This is a genomic window from uncultured Intestinimonas sp., from assembly GCF_944387245.1.
Taxonomy (GTDB): domain Bacteria; phylum Bacillota; class Clostridia; order Oscillospirales; family Oscillospiraceae; genus Intestinimonas.
In genome coordinates this window covers 1-14,258 of the sequence record NZ_CALXEE010000061.1, presented here as the reverse complement: position 1 = coordinate 14,258, position 14,258 = coordinate 1, and the positions used below count along the sequence as shown (strand labels likewise).

Genomic DNA, 14,258 nt, shown 5'->3' with positions numbered 1-14,258 from the left:
ACATAAACCAGCTACCTTTTCCGAGGCCAACGAGATGATTGACCGTTATATCCACTTTTACAATTATGAGCGCATCCAGTTAAAGACTGGAGAGGCGCCGCTTGCGCGACGCCTCTCCACCTAATACTCAATATTTGCCACCAGGGATCTTTTTTGTGCTGTCCGCACAAGATGGCGCAGTTCACACTACGCCGGGGGATATTTATTATGCCTGTTCATAGCGGAAACGGTGGAAAATATCGATGGCCTCGGATGGTGTCAGGGTGCCGCCAGGGTCCAGCCGCCCGCCCGGGGACCACTCCAGCAGGCCCGTGTCCGTGGCCCAGTAGAGGGAGTCGTCGGCCCAGGGGGAGATATCGGCGTAGTCATTACATTCGGCCACGCCGTCGGGGAGAAAGGTGTCCCGGCCCTGGAGGGCCGCCCAGCGGCGGAGGAGGACGGCGACCTCTTCCCGGGTGATGGGGCGGTCCGGCTCGAAGCGGCCGCCGCCGGTGCCCAGCACCAGCCGGCGCTCCGCCGCCCACCCCACCGCCGTGGAGCAGTTGTCATCTTTCCCTACGTCGGAAAAGCCCTGGGCGGCATCTCCCGGGACGGCCCCGGCACTCTCCCACAGTAGGACCACAAACTCCCCACGGGTGACGGCAGCGGGGGTAGAGGCGGCCCTGGCCCGGGGAAACAGCAGGAGGAACAGCAGAAGCAGGGCGGCGGAAATTCGCATGGCACTCCCTCTCTTCAAAGTGGTGTGCCATAAAATACCATTTATTAGGAGGCAGGTCAAGGGGAAGGCTGTCGGGGGCGGATGGGAAATATAGGCTCCCGTCAGGAAAGGCCGGAGTCGTAGACCAGTTGTCCATCGGCGTCGTAGCCCCAGAGGGAATGGTTGGCGGAGTAACCGCCGCTGCGGCCTTCCAAAGGGTCCGGGAGCCGGACCCGGGCCAGCCATACCCCCTGCGCCACGGGCTGGGCCTGGGCGGTGACGGGATCGGACTCCATAGGATCACTGTAACCGTCGCCGACAGCAAATTTGTAAGTGTAGTTCATGGTCAGCTCTACCCGGACGATGGCGGGGTCCAGGGCGCAGATGGCCCACAGATATTCCGAATGAAAAAGAAAGGGCGTGCCGACGGGACGGCTCCCGAAGGGCCCGTCCGCCTGAGCAAGCAGCGTGGCGGCCAGAGGTACCTCCTCCGTAGGGGTGAGGACCTGGAAGGCATAGCGCAGCGGGTCGTTCCCCCGCCACAGGGGGCCGGGGGCCTGTTCCAGCACCGAAAAGGCGAAGGAATCGCCGGAGCGACCCGCCATCCAGGCGGAGAAGTCGGCGCCGCTCTGGTTGGAGTAGCCCTTCTCAAAGGTGACCTCCCCCTGAGCCACGATCTCCCCGGGACCGAAGCCGTGGGCGGTCTCCAGAGCCCGGTAGGCCAGTTCCCTGGTGGGCCAGGCCCAGCCGGTGGCCCACCAGGCCAGGAAGAAGGTCAGCACCAGCAGGAGGAGGCTCAGGGCCAGCCGGACCCGGATAGAGAGGGGGCGCGGGCGCTGTTTCATGTCTCCTCGCCTCCTTCCAGTGTAACGATAAATGTTGCGGTTCCCCGGTCGGTGTCCAGGGTGAGGGTGAAGCGGCGGGCGGCGGGGGCGGGGTCCTCCAACAGGACCCGGCAGAAGTCCAGAAGATGTCCGCCGGTGCTCAGAAAGGAGACCTGGTCGGAGCTGTACCGGTTGCCCAGGTCGTCTACGGCGGAGCAAGGCTGACTGTCGGGGTCCAGACTTTCCAACCAGAGCTGAGGGTGGAAGGTGGAGACCAGAAAGGCCAGCCGGGTATCTCCGTCCTCCTGGGCCAGGAGGAGAGCCTTACCCGAGGGGGAGAGTCGGTAGGGGCCGATGGCCCCACTGCCGGTAACAGTGCCGGCAGCTCGGACGGTGTCACTGTCGGTGAGGACGTAGCGGTCCATGATGTACTGGGGGTCCCGCTCCTTCAGGGCATAGCCCAGGTCCTCCAAAAGAAAGCTCACAGAATCGCCGCTTCCTAGAAAGGCTCCAAGTCCCAGACAGAGGGCCAGCACCAGAAGGGAAATGGCGGCGGCCCGGACGGCGTGGTAGATCCGCCAGGGCCAGGGGGAGTGGAGGGCGTCCAGGGCCTTGCCCAGCTCCTCCGGGTCCCCCATGGCGGCTACGGCAGCCTCCTCCGCCTGGTCCCGGCCCATGCCCTCCGCCATGAGGGCGGCCTGGTGGTCCTGGATGTGGTCGGCAAGCTCCTGCCGGACAGCGGGGGCCTCCCACTTGCACCGGAGCTGCCCGGTGACGAGTTCACAGAATTGGTGGCGGTACATGGAAGCTCTCCTTTCACTGAGGGATGTAGGTATAGACCAGTGCTCCGGCGGCGTCGTAGCCCCGGAGGACCACATAGACAGTGCCGCCGCTCTTTTCCAGGGTGATGGGGGCAAGCCACAGGCCGCTGCCCGGTTCGGTCTCCGTGGCCTCCACGGTGACCCCGTGGCGGAGGCCCCAGTCCGGGTCCTGTTCCAACTGGTCCCGGTTCACCAGGTCCACGGTCACCTCCACCCGGACGATGTCCGGGTCGCCGGAGGCCACCAGCAACAGGTATTCCCAGCCGGAGGTATGGACCAGGCCGGAGTTGACCGTATAGATGGGGTCGCTGACCAGGAAACCGTAGGCAAGAGGTTTTTCCTCGGTGGGGGTGAGGACCTGATAGGACCAGAAGAGATCATCGGTGCTCCGCCACAGGAAGCCCCACTTGGGCCGGAGGACGGAGACGGCGTAGCGGCCATCCCGCTCACTCACGACGAAGTGGGTGCCCGGTTGATGCATGGGGGAGGCTTCCTCAGAGCGGGTGATCTCCCCCTCCGCTACGATCTCCCCACGGCCAAAGAGATTCTCACGCTCCAGAGCCCGGTGGGCCAGGGTGGGGGTGGGCCAGGCCCAGCCGGAGAGCCACCACAGCAGGAGGAGGGCCAGGACCAGAAAGAGGGCGGAGAGTCCCGCCCGGAGGCGGATGGGCAGATCCTCCCAGCGCTCCCGTAGTCTCATGTAAGATCCCCTCCTTCCTCCAGAGTTACAGTAAAGGTGAGCCGCTCCCCGGCGGCGGCCAGGGTGAAGGTGAAGCGTCGGGCCTCCGGGTCGCCGTTGTAGAGGGAGAACTCCTGATAACCCAGGAGCCGCCCGCTGGTGGACACCGAATAGGTACCCAGATCCTCCGGGCCGTAGGTGTTGCCCCGGTCGTCCTGGGCGGAGAGGGCATACCAGGGGATGTCCACGTCGTCCAGCCAGGGCTGGAAGTGGGCGGTCTCCGCCAGGAAGGTGAGCCGCAGGCCGCCGGGGTAGACGATGCCGTCATCGTATGTATGGTCGGGACGGTAGACCAGCAGGGCCTCCCCCTGGGGGCGGAAGGCATAGTCCCCCAGCTTGCCCCCGCCGGTGACGGTGCCGGTGGCCCGGACCTCCTCGTCCCAATTCTCCCGGAGCAGGTCCTGAAAGGAGTTGGAGGCCGTGGCGGTGGGGAGGAACCGGGGGGAGGGCAGATCCTCGGTCATCAGGTTCTGGAGAGTCAGAACTACGGCCAGCACCAGAGCGATCTTGCAGCACCGGGCGCACAGGAAGAAGATCCGCCAGGGCCAGGGAGAGTGGACAGCGTCCAGGGCTTTGCCCAGTTCCTCCGGGTCACCCATGGCGGCCACGGCGGCCTCCTCGGCCTCATCACGGCCCATACCGCCGGCGATAAGGGCGTCCATGTGGTCCTGGATGTGGTCGGAGAGCTCCTGCCGGACGGTGGGGGCCTCCCACCGGCACCGGAGCTGCCGGGCCACGGTATCACAGAATTGTCGGCGGTCCATGGAGCACCTCCTTACAGTTCCAAAGCGTCGGGGCCGAAGAGATCGTCCCAGCCCTCGGGAGCGCCCGTAGGGGTGGGGGAGCGCCACACCAGTTTTCCGTCGGCGTCATAACCGGAGAGACGGAAGCGGGAGGAGTAGGTCCAGCCACCCCCGTCGGGATCTGGAATGGAGAGGAGAAAACAGCCGTTGTTTCCTTCGGCTTGGGTGGTGGTTATCAGCTGGACCTCCGCAGTACCCGGTATTGCCGGGAACTCCAGGGTCACCGAGACGATGACGGGATCATTGGAAAAGACGATGACGGGTTCGTGCTGAGAGAGGAAAAAGCTGTCCTCGAGAGGGATCAGCGGTAGGTCCGGGTCGTTTTTCACGGTCTCCATCCACCCTGTGTCCCAGAACAGTCCCGCCCGCTGTATGCTGACCACGCCGTACCAGTCACCCCAGCGAACGGCGTAGGAGCGGTCCCAGCTCAGGGGCTCCTCCAGGGTGCAGAGAACCTCTGAGGGGCCGAAGTAGTACCGCCGCTCGGTGGCCCGGCGGGCCAGCTCGGCGGTGGGGATGGGGAAGTCCAGGACGATGCAGAGAAGAAACAGAGAGAAAACAAGGCGCAGGGCATACCGGAAAAAACGCTGAGGTCGGGTGAGGATGGGGTGTTCGTTTTTCATGCCGGACCGCCCCCTTCCAGGGAGATGGGGAGGAGGAACTCCCGCTGGCCAAAGCGATCAAAGGTTAGGGTAATCCTGGCGGCATCTGGGTCCAGACCACCTATCCGAACAATATAATATGAGACAAATGCAGAGAGGTAGCGGGCATAGGACAGTTGTGAGGTGGAAACATGTGGGAAACGGACTTGGGATTGCTGAGAGTCGGAAAGGACGGCGTTTCTGGAGGGATACTGATTTCCCAGATCATCATAGGCAGAGATCCAGTTGTCCAGCTCCGGAGCGCGAAGCCAGGGGAGGGGGTGGACCACCTTCAAAAGAACGTAGAGGTTTGGATCGGAGCCTTCCGTAACAAAACAGGCGGCGCAGGGGATGGAGAAAGAATAGTCCTCTGTCTGTGCGGCGGTATCAGGGCAAAAGGTCGTGAGCGTGGCCCCGGCGGCGACCAGCGGCCCGTCCTCCTGGTCATCAATCCAGTGGGCCACGACCTGCCGTTCCGTCTGGGTGCGGATGTCAATGGAGAAGTTGTGGAACCAGTTGGCGGAGTCGGAGATCAGGACACAAAAGACTGCCAAGCAAAGGATTGCCAGCGTCAGGTTGGAGAGCCATCCAAGCACCCGAAGCAGCCAACCCGCCACAGGAGAGTGGAGGGCATCCAGTGCCTTGCCCACCTCCACCGGGTCGCCCATGGCCTCCACCGCCTGTGCCTTGGCCTCCTCCCGGGAGAGACCCTCCTCCTCCAGGGCGGCGGCGTGGTCCTCCAGGTGGTCCCACAGCTCAGACTGGATGGCCGCCCGGTCGGGCCGGAAACGGACCTGGTCGCAGACGGCGGTGCAGTACCGGGCAAAAGAGGCGTCCATCAGGCCAGGGCGGGCGCGCAGCCCGCCAGGATGGCGTTCACTTTCTCGGAGAACTCCACCCATTCCTTCTTCTGTTCCTCCAGAGCCTTGAGGCCCTTTCTGGTGATCCGGTAATACTTCCGGGTCCGGCCGGTGTCGGCCTCCTTGGTGTAGGACTTCACCGCCCCCTCCTTCTCCAGGCCGTGGAGAATGGGGTAGAGGGTTCCCTCCTTCAGGGTGAAGGTGTGGTCGCTCCGGGCGTCCAGCTCGGCGATCATCTCATAGCCGTACTTGTCGCCGGTGGAGAGCAGGGAGAGGACCAGCAGGGTGGTGCTGCCGGAGAGCAGATTTTTGTCCGCCTTCATGGAAGTCGCTCCTTTCTGTCAAGATCAAAAATACCTCGGCTTTCTAGGTATAATATACCTCGGAGTTCTAGGTATGTCAAGCCAAGAAAAGGCACGGAGCGTTATAGACGCGCTCCGTGCCTTTTGGTTTACTTCATACGGTTTTTCAGAGGTTCACCGGCCAGATAATGCTTCAGGTTCTCCAGGGCAATGGCCACGATCCGCTCCCGGGTGCCCTCCAGGTGGAGGCCGCCGGCCACGTGGGGGGTGAGGATCAGGTTGTCGATGTCCCAGAGGGGGGAGTCGGCGGGGAGGGGCTCCGGCTCGGTGACGTCCAGGGCGGCTCCCCACAGGCGGCCCACCCGGAGGGTCTCGGCCAGGGCCTGGGGGTCGATGGCGGAGCCCCGGCCTCCGTTGAGGAGGATAGCGTCGTCCTTCATGAGGTCCAGCCGGCGCTGATCCATGATGTGGATGGTGGCGGGGGTCTGGGGAAGGGCCAGGACCACCACATCGGCTTTGGGCAGCCACTGGTCCAGCTCGTCCAGGCTGTGTACCTCGTCCAGACCGGCGGGAGGCGGGCAGACGGTACGCTTGAGGCCCACGGTGTGGGCCCCCATGGTCTGACACAGGGCGGAGAAGCGCTGCCCGATGTCCCCGGCTCCCACCGCCAGCACGGTGGCGCCGGCGAGGGTTTTTACCGTACCCAGGTCAGCCCAGCAGTGGCCGCGCTGCTGGTCCCGGTACTGGGGCAGGCGCTTCATGAGGGCCAGGAGACAGGCGAAGAGGTGCTCGGCCACCGAGGGGCCATAGGCCCCAACGGCAGAGGTGAGCATGGCGCCGTCGGGGAGGGAGCCGGGCTTCAGGTAGACGTCCACTCCGGCACTCCAGGTCTGGAGCCACTTCAGGGTGGGGGAGGCGGAGAGCACGTCGGCAGGCAGACTGCCCAGCACCACGGTGGTCCCTGCCACCAGGGTGGGATCGGAGAGGGGGACGGTGAGACCGCTGTTGTCCATGAGGGGGAGAAAACGCTGTTCCACACCGGGGGCGGCGGCTTTGAATTGAGCCCGTTCCGCCTCGGTGAGGGGAAGGGCGTTGAAGATGAGCTCGGACATGGGAAGACCTCCTTGCAGGTAGTGGATATGAGCATGCTCAATCAAATGGTAATTCCGCCGTTGACGGCGGCGGCATGAGGGCGTACAATGAGGGCTTGAAATGGAACCGCCGGAGGGCGGGAAACGGGGAGGCTGTGGAGATGAAGCAGATCAAAAGCGCGGTGCTCATCGGCCTGGGGGCCATGGGCGCCTTTTTCACCCCGGGGCTGCAAAAAGTCCTGGGGAATGACTTTCGGGTGATGGCCGACGGCGAGCGCAGGAAGCGGCTGGAGCGGGGCGTTACCATCAATGGGGAGGATTGCCGTCTATCCATTGTGGAGCCGGGGGAGGAGACCGGCCCGGCGGACCTGGTCATCATCGCCGTGAAGGACTACGCCCTGGAGGAAGCTCTGGGGCAGATCGCCAACCAGGTGGGGCCGGACACCATATTGCTGCCGGTGCTCAACGGCCTGAACTGTGCCCGGCAGACCGGAGCGGTGTACGGCATGGACAAGGTGCTCTATGCCAGCATGTGGGTAGCCTCCTCCATGGAGAACGGGGTGGCCCACTTCGATACCCAGCGGGGGATCATCCGCTTCGGGGAGGCCAAAAACGAGGCGTGGAGCGAGCGGGTGAAGGCCCTGGCCGACCTCTTCGACCGGGCGGGCATCCGCTATTCAGTGGAGCCGGATATGCTCCGCTGCCTGTGGGTGAAGTTCATGGGTAACGTCAGCGAGAATCTGCCCTGCGCCCTGCTGGGGGTGCCCTATGGGGCCTACCGGCCGGGCAGCGAGGCCGACGCCATCCGCAAGGCCCTCATGGACGAGGTGGCGGCAGTGGCCAAAGCCGAGGCCGGGGTGGAGTTCACCGAGGCCGACCGGGCGGCCCGGGACAAGGTGACCTACGGCCAGAACCCATCCAACCGGCCATCCACCCTCCAGGACCTGGAGCGGGGGAAGAAGACGGAGGTGGACCTCTTCGCCGGCGCCATGGTGGCGCTGGGGAATAAGCACGGCATCCCCACCCCGTACAGTGAGCTGATGCTCCACGGCATCCGGGTGCAGGAGGAGAAGAACGCCGGGACGATCCCCGGACTGTGAGCGGAGAAAGGAAAAGGGATGGCGCGACCGCGCCATCCCGCTTGTTTTTTGTGAAGGTGTGCGCCGCCTCAGTTCATCTGCTTCCGGCGGGAGATATTCATGGTGCCGTCCTGCATCTCGCCCACCCACTCCAGGCTCTTGCCGGTGCCGTAGGCCACGCAGGAGATGGCGTCGTCGGCTACATAGGTCTCGATGCCGGTGTGGGACTCGATGAGCTTGTCAAAGCCCCAGACCAGGCTGCCGCCGCCGGTCATGACGATGCCGTTGGTGGAGATGTCGGCCACCAGCTCGGGGGGCGTGCGCTCCAGCACGCCGTGGATGGCCTCCAGAATGCGGGTGGAAACCTCCTCGAAGGCCTCGATCATCTCGGAGGAGGTGACGGTGAAGACACGGGGCAGGCCGGTCATGAGGCAGCGGCCCTTGACCTCGAAGGACTGCTCCTCGGGGCGGGGGAAGACGCAGCCGATCTGCATCTTGATCTCCTCAGCAGTACGTTCGCCGATGAGCACGTTGTGCTTCCGGCGTATGTACTTGATGATGGCCTCGTCAAACTGGTCGCCTGCGATCTTGATGGAGGTGGATTCCACGATGCCGCCCAGGGAGATGACGGCGATGTCGGTGGTGCCGCCGCCGATGTCCACCACCATGTGGCCGTCGGGCTTGGTGATGTCAATGCCGGCGCCGATGGCGGCGGCCAGAGGCTCCTCGATGAGGAAGACCCGGCGGGCGCCTGCCTGGATGCCGGCGTCTACCACGGCGCGCTCCTCCACCTCGGTGATGCCGGAGGGGACGCAGATGACCACGCGGGGCTTGAAGAGGCGGAAGGAGGCGGCCTTGCGGATGAACTCCTTGAGCATGCGCTCGGTCATGTCGAAGTCGGAGATGACGCCCTCACGGAGGGGACGGATGGCGACAATGTTGCCGGGGGTACGGCCCAGCATCTGCTGGGCTTCGGTGCCCACCTTGAGGAGGGTGCCCTTGTCCTTGTCCATAGCCACCACGGAGGGCTCCCGCAGCACCACGCCCTTGCCCTTTACGTAAACCAGAATGGAAGCGGTACCCAGATCGATACCGATGTCTTTCGCGAACATACCAGCACCTCGAAACAGTTTAAGCTTTTCCTTTATTTTAGCCAAGAGACCCATAGTTTATCCCCTTTGTAAAATGACGGCTGAAAAAGTGCCCCGCCGGAGGCCGGTAGGCCTCGACGAAACGGAGCTCCCCGGCGGTCAGACCGGTCTAGTAGCACTATTATATAGGGAGTTCCGACGCATTTCAACCTCAATTTCAAAAAGAAGACACGAAAATCGCCCTGTAAAGGGGGAGAAAACCGTCTTTATGCGGTGGTCGACCCAGATCGGGCGGGTTGGGAGCTATTTCCTGGCCCGGGCCAGGGTGACGCAGACCACATCGGCGGCTCCGGCGGTGCGCAGGGTCCGGGCGCACTCGGAGAGGGTGGAGCCGGTGGTGACCACGTCGTCCATGAGGAGGACGCGCTGCCCGGCGATGAGTTCCGGGTCGGTGGGGCGGTAGGCGCCCAGCACGTTGGCCCGGCGGGCGCTGTCGTCCTTACCCAGGCCGGACTGGGCGCCGGTTTCCCTCACCTTGGTAAGGGTCTCGGCGGCTACGTCCCCCAGCTCCAGGGCGGCGGCCTCCGCCAGAAGCATGGCCTGGTCATAGCCCCGGCTTTTCCGGCGCTGCTCCGACAACGGCACCCAGGTGATGAGGTCGTACCGTCCTGCCAGGTGGTCCCGGACGCACTGGGCCATGAGGCGGCCGTAGACCTTGGCGTAGCCCCGTGAACCCTTGAATTTATAGCGGTGGAAGGATTCCCGCACCTCGTCCTGGTACCAGAGGGGGGAGGCGCACAGGGAGATAAACTCCATGCTCTGCTCGGCCTCCGGCCCAACGCACCATGGCAGGTGCTCCTGACAGCGGGCGCAGATGCCGTCCTCGCCCTTGCGCAGCAGCTTTTTGCAAAAGACGCACTTGGGCGGGAAGATCAGGTCCAGCAGGACCTCCACCGGCCCGGTCATGGCGACTCCTCCAGGTCGATGGGACCGTGCTCCTTTTCAAATTCCCGGACACAGGTGGTGATGAGGTGCAGGATCTGCCGGCTCATGGAGCGGCCCTCATAGGCGGCCACACATTGCAGCTTGTCGTGGAGCTCTGCATCCATGCGGATGCTCAGATGGGTTCGTTTTTCCATATGCCTTATCTCCTCTTCTGTGAGGTAAACAAAGCATATCCCGTGCAATAAAAATTAAATAATAATTAGTGCATTTTTATTGCTTAAAATTTTGAAAATAACCCTCGAATCCTTGCCGCGCCTGGGGGTTGCGGCCCCCCCGATTGGATGTACCCCCCGGGGGCCCACCGTCGCCGCGCCTTCCGTATCAGAGGACGGGGGCGGCCCGATGGGGCCTTACGACCCCATGGCCAGCCGGGCCCGAAGGCCGGAGTAGCGCCGCTGCTGGCGGTCGTTGCGCACCATCTGGGCCACCTTCTCGTCGTCGCCCACCAGGATGAAGAGCTCCCGGGCCCGAGTGATGGCGGTGTAGAGGACGCCCCGGGAGAGGAGCATGGGGGAGCCGTCGCTGACAGCCAGGATGACGGCCCGGTACTCGCTGCCCTGGGCCTTGTGGACGGTCATGGCGTAGGCGGGCTCCAGCTCGCCCAGCATCTCGGGGCCGTACTCCACCAGCCGCCCGTCGAAATCCACGGTGATGACCTCGCCCCGGGGGTCCATGTCGGTAATGCGGCCGATGTCGCCGTTGAAGACCCCCAGGCCCGCTGAGCGGCCCTCCCGGTCCTTCCACATGATGTCGTAGTTGTTCTTCACCTGCATGACCCGGTCTCCGAGGCGGAAGAGGTAGGGGCCAAACCGCCGCTCCCCCTTGCCGGGCTGGGCCGGGTTGAGGGCCTCCTGGAGCCGCTGGTTGAGGGCCAGGGTGCCGCTCTGATGCTTGCGGGTGGGGGAGAGGACCTGGATCTGGTCGGCGGGGATGCCCATGTTCTGGGGTAGCCGGGTTTGGACCAGCTCCACGATGGTCTCCGCCGTCCGTACAGGGTCCCGGCGACGGAGGAAGAAGAAGTCTTTTTGGTGGTTGGTGAGGTCGGGGAGCTCGCCCCGGTCCACCCGGTGGGCATTCATGACGATGGCGCTCTCGGCGGCCTGCCGAAAAATCTCGGTGAGGCAGATGGTGGGCACCTTGCCGCTGCGGATGAGGTCGGAGAGGAGGTTGCCCGGACCCACGGAGGGGAGCTGGTCGGGGTCGCCCACCAGGATGAGGCGGCAGTCGTTGCGCAGGGCGGCCAGGAGGGCCCGCATGAGGGGCACGTCCACCATGGAGGCCTCGTCCACGATGACGGCGTCGGCGGAGAGGGGCTCGTCCTCGTCGTGGGCAAAGATGAGCTGCCCGGTGTGCTGGTCAAACTGGGTCTCCAGCAGCCGGTGGATGGTGGCGGCCTCGGTGCCGCAGGCCTCGCCTAACCGCTTGGCGGCCCGTCCGGTGGGGGCGGCCAGGGCGGTCTCCAGCCCCAGGGCGTCAAAGAGGGCCAGCACGCCCCGGAGGCAGGTGGTCTTGCCGGTGCCGGGGCCGCCGGTGAGGAGCATCACCTGCCGCTCCGCCGCCAGGGCCACGGCCTCACGCTGCTGGGGGGCGTAGGTGATGCCCTGGTCGGCCTGAATGTTGTCCAGCAGCCGGTCCAGGTGGGCGGGGGGCAGCAGCTCCCGGGTGCACATCTCCTCCAGCCGCCAGGCCACATACTCCTCCGCCTCCTGGATGGAGGAGAGGTAGCAGGCGTCCTCCCCGGCCACCTCCTCCCGGGTGAGGAGCCCCTGGTGCTCCAGGGAGTCCAAGGCTTCCGCCAGACCGGCCCCCTCCACCCTGATGAGCTGCCCCGTGGCCCAAAGCAGCTTCTGTACGGGGAGGAAGGTGTGGCCGTTGTTCAGGTTGTGGGTGAGCTCGAAGAGGATACCGGCCTCCAGCCGCTGGGGGTCCTCCCCGTCCAGGCCGATGGCCAGGGCCAGCTCGTCGGCGGTGGAGAAGGACACCCCCAGCTCTTCATCCACCAGCAGATAGGGGTTGTCCCGGATCACATCCAGGGCCAGGTCGCCGTAACGGCGGTAGAGGGGCATGCCCAGCTGGAGGGGCAGGCCGTGCTCCCCCAGAAAGTCCAGCAGCCGCCGCATGCCCATCTGGAGCCGGAAGGCCTCTCCGATCTGGAGGGCCCGCTTCCGGGTGATGCCCTTGATCTTGGTGAGCTGTTCGGGGTGCTCCTCCAGGACGTTGAAGGTGTCGGAGCCGAACTCCTCCACCAGCCGCCGGGCGGTGGCGGCGCCCACCCCCTTGACGGCGCCGGAGGCCAGGTATTCAAAAATGGCCTTTTCTCCCACGGGGATGCGCCGCTCCACGATCTCGGCCTTGAACTGCTCGCCGTAGGAGGAGTGGCGGCCCCAGGTGCCCTGGATGGCCAGACCCTCGCCGGGGGCGGCGCCGGGCATGCAGCCCACCACCGTCACCGGCTCGCCGTCCCCCACGCTGAGGCGGAGGACGGTGTAGCCGTTTTCCTCGTTGCGGAAGATGACGGACTCCACCGTCCCCTCCATCAGGGTGAGCTCTTTGGTCGCCTCCACGTGCATCCTACTTCCTTCCAGTCAAGATAGGACCTCACAGGAGGTCCAGGTAATCGGTGAGCCGCTCCATAGGGCAGACCAGCACTTCGGGCAGGCTGTTGGCCAGGGCGGCGGCCATGGCCTTGCCCTTCGTGTCCAGGCCGGCGTCGGCGATGAGCACGGCGTAGTGCCGGGAGCCTCCAAGCCGCAGCCACAGAAGCTCCTTCACAGTCTGCTCCAGGCCGGAGCCGTCCCCCCGGGCGGCCACCACGGCGCAGGCGCCGGGCTGGTCCCCGGCCTGGGCGAACATAGCCCGGCGGAAGAGGAGCCACAGGGCGGAAAAGAGGCCGAAAACGGCCAGCAGGGACAGAATGATCTCTCCAGCAGCGTACAGCAAAACGATCCACCTCCGCGCCATCCTATGCGCGGAGGTGGGAAAGGGTCAAAAAATCGAGGTGAAACCGTAGGTGATGCCGGTAATCAGGAATCCGGCAATGAGGACGCCGGCAAAAATGGCGGGCATGGCCTTTCGCAGGCGCATGTCCAGGAAGGCGGCCACCAGGGCACCGGTCCAGCCTCCGGTGCCGGGGAGGGGGATGGCCACGAAAATCATCAGGCCCAGATAGCGGTATTTGGTGACCTTGCGGCCCTTCAGGTGGGCCTTGGCCTCCAGCCTGTCCAGCAACCGGTCAAACTGGGGCAGGTGGTGGCGCATCCACTTGAAAATGCGGCGGATATAGACCACGATGAAGGGCAGGGGAATCATGTTGCCGATGACGGCGGCCAGAAAGGCGGAAAGGTGGGGCAGCCCGTGGGCCACTCCCCAGGGAATACCAAAGCGCAGCTCCAGAACGGGGGCCATGGACACCACCACGGTGGAGAGAAAGGCCCCCAGCTGCGTCTCACTGATCCATTGCAAAAGCTCCAAGTTGCGTTCACCTCGGCGACCATTGTACCATAGACCGGGTCGAATTGACGATAAAAAATTGATAAAATTTTTGAAAGTGTCGGCTTTCGCCGACCCCCGCCCTCCGTGCGCCGGCGGCGCAGAGGACGCGGCAATAGAAGGGCCCCCCGGGGGCCGCTCTATGGCTGGGCTTCCTGTGCCCCGGGAAGGGGAGGACCGCCGGCAGGCGGCAGGTCCCGCCCCAAAAGATAGTCGGTTGTAACACCAAAATAGTCTGCCAGCTTCAGAAGGGTTAGGGACGGCACATTGACATATCCGTATTCCATGCGCTGATAGTGGCGGTCCGTGCAGTCCAGCAGAAGGGCCATATCCGACTGCTTGAGCTTCTTTCCCTTCCGCAGGGCTTTCAGTCGGTCGCCAAAGGGCCCCATGATTTTTTCCATCGTTGCTCACCTACTTGACACGACATTAAAAGACGTATATAATATACGACATAGGAGGTGGTATTTTGACTGGATTCTTGCCATGGCTGTATGCCCGCTACATCTACCCCTACCAGGAGGAGCACGTCCCGGGGAGCGGCTACGAACTGGACCTCTCCCTCATGGACGGCAATCTGACCCCCGAGGACCGGGCGAATTTCAACAAATGCCGGGAATTTTTCTCCCTTCAGGCCTTTGTGCTGGGCCTGCGGACGGGGCTGGGCCTGTCGGAGAGCTTTTGGCCCAAGGGGGGTAATTAACCCCGCTCCAGCACCCCTTTCAGGTAGTGGCCGGTGTAGGAGGCGGCGCACTGCGCCACCTCCTCAGGGGTGCCGGTGGCCACGATGGTGCCGCCGCCGTCACCGGCCCCATG

The 14,258-nt window shown here is 64.4% G+C and carries 19 protein-coding genes; 3 read left to right on the top strand and 16 right to left on the bottom strand.

Features of this window, described 5'->3' with window-relative positions; genetic code table 11:
* A partial coding sequence (locus tag Q0K15_RS11130) for an IS3 family transposase (RefSeq protein WP_365933674.1) occupies positions 1-124 on the top strand: 124 nt, incomplete at its 5' end.
* A gap of 81 nt (positions 125-205) precedes the next feature.
* Here the strand turns inward: Q0K15_RS11130 and Q0K15_RS08490 are convergent.
* The 9 genes from Q0K15_RS08490 to Q0K15_RS08450 all read right to left on the bottom strand — a co-directional run bounded on the left by Q0K15_RS08490 (position 206) and on the right by Q0K15_RS08450 (position 6,799).
* Positions 206-718 (bottom strand): S-layer homology domain-containing protein, encoded by a 513-nt coding sequence (locus Q0K15_RS08490; protein WP_294515236.1) that lies wholly within the window; start codon positions 716-718, stop codon positions 206-208.
* A 101-nt stretch (positions 719-819) separates the two neighbouring features.
* Positions 820-1,542 (bottom strand): hypothetical protein, encoded by a 723-nt coding sequence (locus Q0K15_RS08485; RefSeq protein ID WP_294515234.1) that lies wholly within the window; start codon positions 1,540-1,542, stop codon positions 820-822.
* Complete coding sequence (locus Q0K15_RS08480; protein ID WP_294515232.1) at positions 1,539-2,324, bottom strand: permease prefix domain 1-containing protein; 786 nt, start codon at positions 2,322-2,324, stop codon at positions 1,539-1,541. The genes Q0K15_RS08485 and Q0K15_RS08480 overlap by 4 nt, the downstream gene beginning before the upstream one ends.
* 13 nt (positions 2,325-2,337) lie before the next feature.
* Positions 2,338-3,042, bottom strand: a complete 705-nt coding sequence (locus tag Q0K15_RS08475) for a DUF5044 domain-containing protein (RefSeq protein WP_294515230.1) — start codon at positions 3,040-3,042, stop codon at positions 2,338-2,340.
* On the bottom strand, positions 3,039-3,845 hold the full coding sequence (locus Q0K15_RS08470) for a permease prefix domain 1-containing protein (protein WP_294515227.1): 807 nt from the start codon (positions 3,843-3,845) through the stop codon (positions 3,039-3,041). Before Q0K15_RS08470 ends, Q0K15_RS08475 begins: the two co-directional genes overlap by 4 nt.
* A gap of 11 nt (positions 3,846-3,856) precedes the next feature.
* Entirely contained in the window at positions 3,857-4,507 is a 651-nt protein-coding gene (locus Q0K15_RS08465) for a DUF5044 domain-containing protein (RefSeq protein ID WP_294515225.1), read from the bottom strand.
* Positions 4,504-5,364 carry a permease prefix domain 1-containing protein gene (locus tag Q0K15_RS08460; RefSeq protein ID WP_294515223.1) on the bottom strand — a complete coding sequence of 287 codons (861 nt, stop codon included), beginning with the start codon at positions 5,362-5,364 and terminating at the stop codon, positions 4,504-4,506. Before Q0K15_RS08460 ends, Q0K15_RS08465 begins: the two co-directional genes overlap by 4 nt.
* Entirely contained in the window at positions 5,364-5,708 is a 345-nt protein-coding gene (locus tag Q0K15_RS08455) for a PadR family transcriptional regulator (RefSeq protein WP_294515221.1), read from the bottom strand. Before Q0K15_RS08455 ends, Q0K15_RS08460 begins: the two co-directional genes overlap by 1 nt.
* 128 nt (positions 5,709-5,836) lie before the next feature.
* A complete protein-coding gene (locus tag Q0K15_RS08450) occupies positions 5,837-6,799 on the bottom strand; it encodes a D-2-hydroxyacid dehydrogenase (protein WP_294515219.1) in 963 nt (320 codons plus the stop codon).
* Between the two features lie 140 nt (positions 6,800-6,939).
* On the opposite strand from Q0K15_RS08450, the gene Q0K15_RS08445 reads away from it, so the two are divergent.
* Positions 6,940-7,878: a 2-dehydropantoate 2-reductase gene (locus Q0K15_RS08445; RefSeq protein ID WP_294515217.1), complete on the top strand. Its 939-nt coding sequence runs from the start codon at positions 6,940-6,942 to the stop codon at positions 7,876-7,878.
* Between the two features lie 68 nt (positions 7,879-7,946).
* On the opposite strand, the gene mreB is transcribed toward Q0K15_RS08445, so the two are convergent.
* The 7 genes from mreB to Q0K15_RS08410 form a co-directional block, all read right to left on the bottom strand.
* Positions 7,947-8,969, bottom strand: coding sequence for a rod shape-determining protein MreB (gene mreB / locus Q0K15_RS08440; RefSeq protein WP_130848472.1), 1,023 nt, complete (start codon positions 8,967-8,969; stop codon positions 7,947-7,949).
* A gap of 282 nt (positions 8,970-9,251) precedes the next feature.
* Complete coding sequence (locus Q0K15_RS08435) at positions 9,252-9,914, bottom strand: phosphoribosyltransferase family protein (protein ID WP_294515214.1); 663 nt, start codon at positions 9,912-9,914, stop codon at positions 9,252-9,254.
* The gene (locus tag Q0K15_RS08430; protein ID WP_294515213.1) at positions 9,911-10,087 is read right to left on the bottom strand and encodes a hypothetical protein; all 177 of its coding nucleotides are present in this window, start codon (positions 10,085-10,087) and stop codon (positions 9,911-9,913) included. Before Q0K15_RS08430 ends, Q0K15_RS08435 begins: the two co-directional genes overlap by 4 nt.
* A 216-nt stretch (positions 10,088-10,303) precedes the next feature.
* Entirely contained in the window at positions 10,304-12,517 is a 2,214-nt protein-coding gene (locus tag Q0K15_RS08425; RefSeq protein WP_365933665.1) for an ATP-dependent RecD-like DNA helicase, read from the bottom strand.
* A gap of 34 nt (positions 12,518-12,551) precedes the next feature.
* Positions 12,552-12,893 (bottom strand): hypothetical protein, encoded by a 342-nt coding sequence (locus Q0K15_RS08420; protein WP_294515211.1) that lies wholly within the window; start codon positions 12,891-12,893, stop codon positions 12,552-12,554.
* 45 nt (positions 12,894-12,938) lie between these two features.
* Positions 12,939-13,424 (bottom strand): small multi-drug export protein, encoded by a 486-nt coding sequence (locus Q0K15_RS08415; protein WP_365933662.1) that lies wholly within the window; start codon positions 13,422-13,424, stop codon positions 12,939-12,941.
* A gap of 158 nt (positions 13,425-13,582) precedes the next feature.
* Positions 13,583-13,846, bottom strand: coding sequence for a helix-turn-helix transcriptional regulator (locus tag Q0K15_RS08410; protein ID WP_294515209.1), 264 nt, complete (start codon positions 13,844-13,846; stop codon positions 13,583-13,585).
* A gap of 65 nt (positions 13,847-13,911) precedes the next feature.
* On the opposite strand from Q0K15_RS08410, the gene Q0K15_RS08405 reads away from it, so the two are divergent.
* Positions 13,912-14,145 (top strand): hypothetical protein, encoded by a 234-nt coding sequence (locus Q0K15_RS08405; RefSeq protein ID WP_294515207.1) that lies wholly within the window; start codon positions 13,912-13,914, stop codon positions 14,143-14,145.
* The last annotated feature ends 113 nt before the right edge of the window (positions 14,146-14,258 follow it).